The 6120-nt window shown below is 55.6% G+C and carries 3 protein-coding genes; all 3 read left to right on the plus strand.

Annotated features, from left to right (window positions below; genetic code table 11):
* Positions 1–357 precede the first annotated feature (357 nt).
* The gene (locus ABX962_RS27330; RefSeq protein ID WP_372724166.1) at positions 358–3036 is read left to right on the plus strand and encodes a secretin N-terminal domain-containing protein; all 2679 of its coding nucleotides are present in this window, start codon (positions 358–360) and stop codon (positions 3034–3036) included.
* A 102-nt stretch (positions 3037–3138) separates the two neighbouring features.
* Positions 3139–4791, plus strand: coding sequence for a proprotein convertase P-domain-containing protein (locus tag ABX962_RS27335; RefSeq protein WP_372724168.1), 1653 nt, complete (start codon positions 3139–3141; stop codon positions 4789–4791).
* Positions 4792–5003: 212 nt separating this feature from the next.
* Positions 5004–6120 (plus strand): hypothetical protein (locus tag ABX962_RS27340; RefSeq protein WP_372724170.1); only part of this gene is annotated, 1117 nt, incomplete at its 3' end.

Below are 6120 nucleotides of genomic sequence, written 5' to 3' on the forward strand. Positions count from 1 at the left end.
GGGGGGGGCTTCGCCGGTTGTCGCAGTAATTGATTGACTTTTTCTCGTTTTCTGGCTAACATGCCACTGCTCGCGGTGGGGAAGAAGTGCACCCTTCCTCGCTGACTAACCGCGAGCCCACGCCTTTCGCAAAGCTCCCTCCTTTGATCCGTCCCTGAAACCTCACCGGTTTCCTTGACGCCTCCCTCCCTCAGCCGCTGGATTGTGCCGCCGACGCTTGGCGTTCGAACCAGCCTGCTTCCAACTGAAATCTTTGCCATGACCCATTCACGGACTCGACGTTGCTCACGAATCCGGTTGTTTCCGGCGTTCGTATTCGTAGCTCCTTTGCTATCGACTTCGTTCCTCTCGCCGTTGATGGCTCAGGAAACAGCGCAGCCAGAAGCAACGCAGCTTGAGTCGGTGCCTCAAGAGCCAGCTCCGCAAGAGCCAGTTCCGCAAGAAACGGCGGTCCAAAGTGTCCAAACGTCGGCGCCGGACGCGCTGCCTTCGGACGCACTGCCATCGGACCCGACGCCATCGGCTGAACAGCCCCCCGCCGAGACCTCCACCGCCGAGACACCCGCGTCGCTGACCCCATCGGTTGACCCATCTGCAGTGGCGGTTAACGAACCGGTTGGCGAGATTGCCGCTCCGCCGCTTCCCGATGGCATGGTTCGTTTTTCGTTCGAGGGTGTGCCATGGCGTGAAGTGATCCGCTGGATCGCCGACGAAGCAGGATTGGCGTTGCATTTTGGCGACCTTCCCCCAGGCAGTTTTACTTACACCGATCCGACCGTGTTTTCGCATCAGCAAGCGATCGATCGGATCAATCTGTTTCTGTTGTCCGAGGGCTTCACCCTGGTTCGCAGCGACCAATTGTTATCCGTGATCAATCTGAGCGATCCGCGAAGTTTGCAGCAACTCGATGTGCTGGCAAAGCTGATCCGCGTCGAAGAGCTTGCCGAGGCCAGTGAACACCATGTGGTCAAGTGCATGTTCTCGCTCGGCGACATCGACGCCGAAGAAGCGGTTCAAGAATTGTCGGCCCTGAAGTTGATGTCGACGCCTGCGGTTCTGACTCGCACCAATCAGTTAATGATCACCGACACGGTGGCTAAATTACGAAATGTTCAAGCGGTATTGGCCGCTTTCCAACCTGCCGACGCGATGCAAGACGGCACGATCGTCAAGAGTTTCACGCTTCAGCATGTCGAAGCTGAAGACATCCTGGTGGTCGCCCGTCCTCACCTAGGTCTAGCGACCGACGAGATGATTGGAATTGACGTCAGTATTTCCGCCGACCTGCAGGGCAAAAATCTGTTCGTCACGGGCTTGGAAGACAAAGTCAAGTTGATCGAAGGGTTGGTTGCCGCGATCGACAAACCCAAAGCAAGCATGACGGCTGCCCCCGGCGAGATGGTTTTAAAATCGCACATCGTCGAGGGGGGGAATGTGGAAACCGTCTACAACGTCTTGCAAACGCTGTTGGCCGGAAAACAAGTTCGCTTGTCGGTCGATGAAACTGCCCGCAGCGTTGTCGCCTTGGCATCCCCTGAGGTGCAAGCCGAGATTGCAGAAACCGTGGCTCAGCTACAAGCATCCGAAGCCGATTTCGAGGTCATTCAGTTGAAGACCGTCGATCCCTATTTCGCAATCAGCTTGCTTGAACAAATGCTCGATCTTCCCGATCCGCTAGATGATCCAAAAACGATCGACCCCGACGCGCCGAAAATCGACGCGGACCCCGGCAACATGCGATTGTTTGTCCGAGCCAAGCGGGCACAGATCGATCAAATCAAAAAGATCGTCTCGGGGTTGGAAGTCAATGGCGATGTCACCCACAGCGAACAAACTCGCGTCTTTCCACTGCGTGGGCCTCAAGCGGAACAATTGCTCGAAACGGCAACCAAATTCTGGCGTCGTTCCAACCCGATCATCATGTACCCCGCGATCGCACCGAACGAAAAAATGAAAACCGAGCGAGTTCTGCATGACGAGGATGCTCACGAAGAGAATACGACTCAGCCTGAATTGGATGAACAATCGTTTGCGTCGACTCATGCTGCGACTGCGATTCGCACAAACGTACCACGAACAAGTGCCGCTCGCCTATTGACGGCGACGACCACCAATCAAGCGAACGCGATTCGTTGCCAATTGACCCCGCGGGGCGTGTTGATGCAGTCGGACGATACCGAGGCATTGAATGATTTTGAAACCCATTTGCGTAGCATCGCCGGAGTGATCGAAGCGCCGCCGGTAACTCCGATTGTGTTTTATTTGAAGCACACCAAGCCGGATGATGCGTTGCGAATGTTGGGTGAACTGCTCGACGGCGGCGACGCTGCCAAAGAGGCGCAAGCGGGCACCTTGGTTAATGGTTATGTGTCAAGCGGTTCCTCAAGCGGACTGCTAAGCAGTTTTGTGACTTCCAATGATGGCACGACAACGATGATGTCGGGCACGATTACGATCGTTGCCGATTCGCGGTTGAATCGGCTGATTGCTCAAGGCACCTCTGCCGACATCGACATTATCGAAAGCTATTTGAAAATCATCGACAAGGATCAAAGCATCACTTCGGTCGAAACCTACGGAACCTCGAACGTGATCGAGTTGGTTAACACCAAGGCTTCGGAAGTTGCCGAGGCAATCCGCGAAGCCTATGCCGGACGCATTCTGAGCGACAAAGAGAAAGGGCAAGCGGGGGGCGGAAACGCCGCGGCCGTTGCTGCCCAACGCGCCGCCGAAGCCAAGTTGGCTGCGGCAGCCAAGAAAGGGCTGAAAACAGCGGACACTAAACCCGAACGTGACCTCGAGCCCAAGATGACCGTTGCCGTTCACGAAGCAAGCAATTCGCTGATCGTCACCGCTCCACGTGACCTGTTTAATGAAGTCGAAAAACTTGCCAAGCATATCGACGCGCGGGGTGAACAGACGATCGAAGTCGTCACGCCGATGAACAGTGAAGTGTTCGGCGAACTGTTGCATCAAGTCATCCTGGGTGAAGGAACCGCGCGTAGCAGTTCGTCACGCAGTCGCAGTTCTCGATAAGCAGGGCCGTCGCTGATCGCTCTGCGATCATATGCGGATCCCCCCTGCCCTCGAGCCCCTGCCACCACCTTTTTCCTTCTCCTGCCACCTTTGCCGATTCCGATGAAACCACACTCGTGCTTCCAACGATGCTTGATTTTTGCGATCGCATTCGCAATCGGCGTGATGGTTTGCGTCGACCACGCGTCCGCTCAATCGGGTTTACGTGAATCGCTCGAACGACTCGACACCAACCAGAACGGTAACATCGATCCGTCTGAGATCACTCCCTTAGCGCGCCCGTACCTTGAACGCGTTGGTGCGGCGCGACGGATGTCACTCGAGCGTCCTTATGGCGTTGATAAGTGGCAAGAGGCGGCGCGAGTCTACTACGCGATGAATAATGGTGTCTCGGGACGTGATGTGGATGTCGAGGACTATGTCAATCCGATGGATTTTGGAACGGCACCTGATCAACCGCTGGTTCCCGAGTTTGGTTTGCCCGAGGTAAAGTATCCGTATACCCAAGAGGATATCGATTACGCCGAACGGACACTTCGCCGGTCGGATCGCAACCGCGATGGGTTTATTGATCGCGCCGAAGCCCAGCGAGCGGATTGGAAATACCGCGATCCCTTTTCCGAAGATTTCAACAACGACAATAAACTCAGTCGTCTTGAACTGGCTCAGCGTTACGCTCGACGTCGATTGTTGTCCGGAGCCTCCAGTGAACTGATCAAGAAGGCTCAACGCACAGGAAACGGAGTGGTTCCGTCACAGCCTCGCCGTGACGAGTCTAGTTCGCGAGATCGGTACAGTCGCAGTCGTGGTGGTCGTGACTACCTGACATCGACCGTGTTGGGGCGATTTGACGTCGATCGTGATGGCCGACTTAGTGCCGATGAAGCGGTCCGTCTCGGGGTCCCCTTTGGCCGTTTAGATGTGGATCGCGATGGCGAAATCCAGCGTAGCGAGCTGCAAGCTTACCTCAACGAAATGCAAGCCAAAGCGGGGGACCTGACCTCGGGGTTGCCAGGATGGTTCTACGAACGCGATCTGAACCGCGACAATCAAGTGGCGATGGACGAGTACACCGATGAGTGGACCGAGGAACTGATCGACGAATTCAGGTCGTACGACACTAACGGTGATGGGCTGCTGACTGCATCGGAGGCCATTTCGGCCAAGTCACTTGTCGGTGGCAGCTATCGTAGCGATAGTGTGGAACCGCTGCCGCCACGTAAAACCGTGGTCTCGGAAATTTACATCGACGAAAATTACCTGATCGCCGATCTGGATGTCCAACTGTCGATCACGCACACCTATACCTCCTTTCTTGATGGCTACTTGGTCGGCCCCGATGGAACGCGAATCGAACTATTCAGCGGTGTCGGAGCTCACGACGACCACTTCAACCAAACCATCTTTGACGACTCGGCTCGCTATTCGATCACCAAAGCACGGGCTCCGTTTGAAGGCAGCTTCCAGCCCGAAGCGCTTGTGAAACGCCAACCTGGATTGAGTGCGTTCAATGGCAAAAGTGTTCGGGGACCCTGGCAATTGGTGATCAGCGGAACGCAGAGCGATCGCTTCGGTATTCTGCATGGTTGGGGACTCACGGTCCGCCCACAACCGCAATTCCCCGGCGAATCAAGCGAAAGGGCGAGTGAACCCGAGTCGCTTGCTGAAACCGAATTGGAAACTGCTACAAATTCCCCCGCAGATCCTCCACCGACCGGGGAAGCCTATCAGCGGATTGGCGAACTCCGTCAATAGCCGGTTTGAAGAGTGAGTTTTGAAGTGACGCTTTTGTATTTTGGGGCAAAGCCTCCGAACGCAGCTAAAATCATAACCCGACGCGTCAGCGAGAGACCGCATCAAGATCAGCCGTCCCGTCGCTGAGGCGTGCGCGGCTCACTGAATAAAACATGCCGAACGGTCAGGCAGCGATCGCAACGGCGCCGAGACATTTTTCAAAAGCATCCAAGTTGAATTTCCTCGCACGCTTCTTGCCGATCATTCTGACTGGATTGACGGTAGCGTCATTCTGCTTTGCCCAAGACGATGCAGCGGCAACCGTGGCCGGGTGCCGCATTCGGGTTGTCGATGATCAATCGGGATGGCCGGTCCCGTTGGTCGAATTAAAAACAACAAACCAAGTCCGCTTCGTCACTGACAATGCCGGAGTAATCGCGATCGATGATCCATCACTGCTTGGTCGTGAAGTTTATTTCAGTGTGATCGGACATGGGTACGAAATCCCGGCGGATGGATTTGGATTTCGAGGCGTTCGGCTGACACCCCGTCGCGGCGAAACTCTGACCGTAAAGGTCCATCGAACCGCGATCGCCAAGCGGGTTGGACGGTTGACGGGATCGGGCTTGTTTGCCGAAAGCCAAAAACTCGGCGAGCAACTCGAATGGAACGATGGCCCGGTGTTTGGATGCGACACCGTGCAAACCGCCATTCATCGTGGCAAGATGTTTTGGGCATGGGGCGACACCAAGCTCGCCTCTTACCCATTGGGCGTGTTCGATATGACCAGTGGGACGACGTCACTAGACCCGTTCGAATCCTTGCAACCGCCGCTGAAACCCAAGTTCGATCTATTTCTCGATCAACGCGGGCGTCCCAAAGGCGTGGCTCCGATCGCTGGCGACGGGCCGACTTGGTTGACCGGATACGTCAGTCTGCCAGACAAAAATGGCGACGAACATTTGGTTGCCTTTTATCGAAAGATCAAAGGGCATCTTCAGACGTACGAAGCGGGGCTATGCGAGTGGAACGAGTCGAACTTGGAATTTGAAACCGTCCGCACGGTCTGGAAAGCATCCGACGGGACACCACCGCCATCGCTCGCCGAAGAAGGCCATCCGGTATTCTGGACTGATGCAGCGGGAACGCGTTGGTTGCTGTTCGGCAACCCGCTACCTCGCATTCAAATCGCCGGCACCTACGAAGCCTGGAAAGACTTCGAGAATTGGAAAACGCTGACGCCTCAAAAATCACTTCGCTCGGCCGACGGTGACCGCGAGATCGTACCGCACTCAGGCTCGATTGCATGGAATGCATTCCGCAAACGGTGGGTCACGGTATTCATGCAAA

Origin of the sequence: Novipirellula sp. (assembly GCF_041583735.1) — a bacterium.
Taxonomy (GTDB): domain Bacteria; phylum Planctomycetota; class Planctomycetia; order Pirellulales; family Pirellulaceae; genus Novipirellula.

What these genes read in the sequence shown, in the direction of transcription:
- ABX962_RS27330 (WP_372724166.1), top strand. Translation starts at nt 358, where the DNA reads ATGGCTCAGGAAACAGCGCAGCCAGAAGCAACGCAGCTTGAGTCGGTG.
- ABX962_RS27335 (WP_372724168.1), top strand. Translation starts at nt 3,139, where the DNA reads ATGAAACCACACTCGTGCTTCCAACGATGCTTGATTTTTGCGATCGCA.